We start from the raw sequence: 2,599 nt of genomic DNA on the forward strand, positions 1-2,599 counted from the left end.
CGGTTCAGGTAGCCGCGTGCCAGGCCCGCTCCGGCGACGTACAGCTCTCCCGCCACTCCCGGTGGCACCGGCCGCAGCCGATCGTCCAGCACGTACACCCGGGCGTTGGCGATCGGACGTCCGATCGGCGGTACGCCCGACCCCGGCGAGAGCGGGTCGCTCATCGTCGCGCACACCGTCGTCTCCGTCGGACCGTACGCGTTGATCATCCGGCGCCCGGGGGCCCACCGGGCCACCAGCTCCGCCGTGCAGGCCTCACCCGCCACCACCAGCGTCGACACGGTCAGCGCGTCCTGCGGCACGATGGCCAGGACGGACGGGGGCACGGTCACGTGCGTGACCCCGAGATCCGGGTCGGTCAGCGCGGCGACCGGCTCCGCCGCAGGGGGCAGCACCAGGGCCGCGCCGCGCAGCAGGGCGGTGAAGATCTCCGACACCGAGGCGTCGAAGCTGGGCGAGGCGAACTGGAGCACCCGGCTGTCGGGTTCGATCGCGAACCGCTCGATCTGGCCGGCCACCAGGCTCGCCACACCGCCGTGGCCGACCACGACGCCCTTGGGGCGGCCGGTGGAGCCGGAGGTGTAGATCACGTAGGCCGGATGCCGGACGTCGAGCGCGATCTGTGGGTCGGTGTCCGGCCGGTCGCCCGCGTCGACCATGGCCGGGTCGTCGACCGTCACCGTCGGGCGGGCGTCGTCCAGCATGAACGCGATCCGTGACTCGGGGTAGGAGGGGTCGACCGGCAGGTAGGCGGCTCCGGCCTTCAGTACGCCCAGGACCGCCACGACGGACTCCGGCGACCGGGGCAGGGCGACCGCCACGATCTGCTCCGGGCCCACGCCCCGGGCGATCAGCGCGTGCGCGAACCGGTTCACCCGCGCATTGAGCTGACGGTACGTCAACTCGACTTCACCGCACACGAGCGCGACCCTGTCCGGCGTCGCCGCCACCTGCGCCGCGAACGCCTCCGGCACCGGTACGGCGCCCACCTCACGGGCGGTCGCGTTGCCGGCCTCCAGCAGCCGGTGCCGCTCGTCGGTGTCGAGGAGGTCGACCAGTCCGATCGGCTGCTGCGGGTCGGCGGTCACCGCTTCCAGCAGGAGCGTCCAGCGCCGGGCGAGGGCGGCGACCGTGTCCCGGTCGAACAGGTCGGTGGCGTACTCCACCACGCCGACGATCCCGGCCGGGCTTCCGTCCGGCCCGAACCGTTCGGCGAGGTTCACACCGAGGTCGAACTTGGCGGTTCCGGTGGCCACCGCGTAGGTGGCGACGTCCAGCCCGGGCAGCGAGAAACGGCCCATCGGCGCGTTCTGCACGGCCAGGACGGTCTGGAACAGCGGGTGGTGGGACAGGGAACGGGACGGGTTCAGCGCCTCCACGAGCTGTTCGAAGGGCACGTCCTGGTGCGCGTACGCCGACAGCGCCGTCTCGCGTACCCGCCCCAGCAGTTCGGTGAAGCTCGGATCTCCGCCGGTGTCGGTGCGTAGCACCAGGGTGTTCACGAAGAACCCGACCAGGTCGTCCAGCGCTTCGTCCGTGCGTCCCGCGATCGGGCTTCCGATCGGGATGTCCGTCCCCGCGCCCAGCCGTGTGTACAGCGCGGCCAGCGCAGCCTGGAGCACCATGAACAGACTGCTGCCGGTGCGCCGCGCCAACTCCACCAGGGCGGCGTGCAGTTCGGGACTCAACTCCAGGCCGACCTGGTCTCCGTGCCAGCGGGCGACGGCCGGCCGCGACCGGTCGGCGGGTAGCTGGAGCAGCTCGGGAAGGTCGGACAACTGCGTTTTCCAGTAGTCGAGTTGTTCGGCGAACCGGCTCTCCGGGTCGGCTGCGTCGCCGAGCAGGTCGCGCTGCCACAGCGTGTAGTCGGCGTACTGCACCGGCAGGACGGGCCAGCGCGGTGCGCGGCTTTCACACCGCGCGGCGTACGCCTCGGCCAGGTCGCGGGCCAGCGGACCGGTGGACCAGCCGTCACCGGCGATGTGGTGCATCACCACCAGCAGCACATGCTCCTGCGGCGCGACCGCGAACAGCTCGGCCCGCAGCGGTGGTTCCGTCGCCAGGTCGAAGGGCTGCCGGGCGAACTCGGCCATCCGCTCGGGCAGTTCGGCCTCCGGCACCTCGGCCGACCGCACCCGGGACCGGGCCGCACCCGCGTCCAGGACGCGCTGGCACGGTACGCCGTCGACTTCCGGGAACACCGTCCGCAGGCTCTCGTGCCGTGCCGCCACGTCGGCGAGCGCCTCCTCCAGCGCCGCCGCGTCGAGCGTCCCGGTCAGGTGGAGCGCCAGCGGGATGTGATACGTCGCGGCGGTGTCGTCCATGCGGTGCAGGAACCAGAGCCGACGCTGGGCGAAGGAGAGCGGTACCGCTTCCGGACGCACCTGCGCCGTCAGCGCCGGGCGGGTGCGGCCTGCCTCGGCCAACGCCTCGGCCAGTCCCGCCGCGGTGGGCGCCTGGAAGAGCGCGCGCAACCCCAGCTCCGCACCGAGCACCGAGCGGATCCGCGAGACCAGCCGGGTGGCGAGCAGGGAGTGCCCGCCCAGGTCGAAGAAGTTGTCGTCGGCCCAGACCCGCGACGCGCCCAGCACCTCGGCGA

1 protein-coding gene is annotated in these 2,599 nt (G+C 72.8%); it reads right to left on the minus strand.

From position 1 onward, the window contains the following. Positions 1 to 2,599, minus strand: a 2,599-nt coding sequence (locus ACWEBX_RS39060; protein ID WP_451889454.1) for a condensation domain-containing protein, incomplete at both ends; no start/stop codon positions are given.

The sequence above is a fragment of the Streptomyces sp. NPDC005070 genome, from assembly GCF_053600395.1.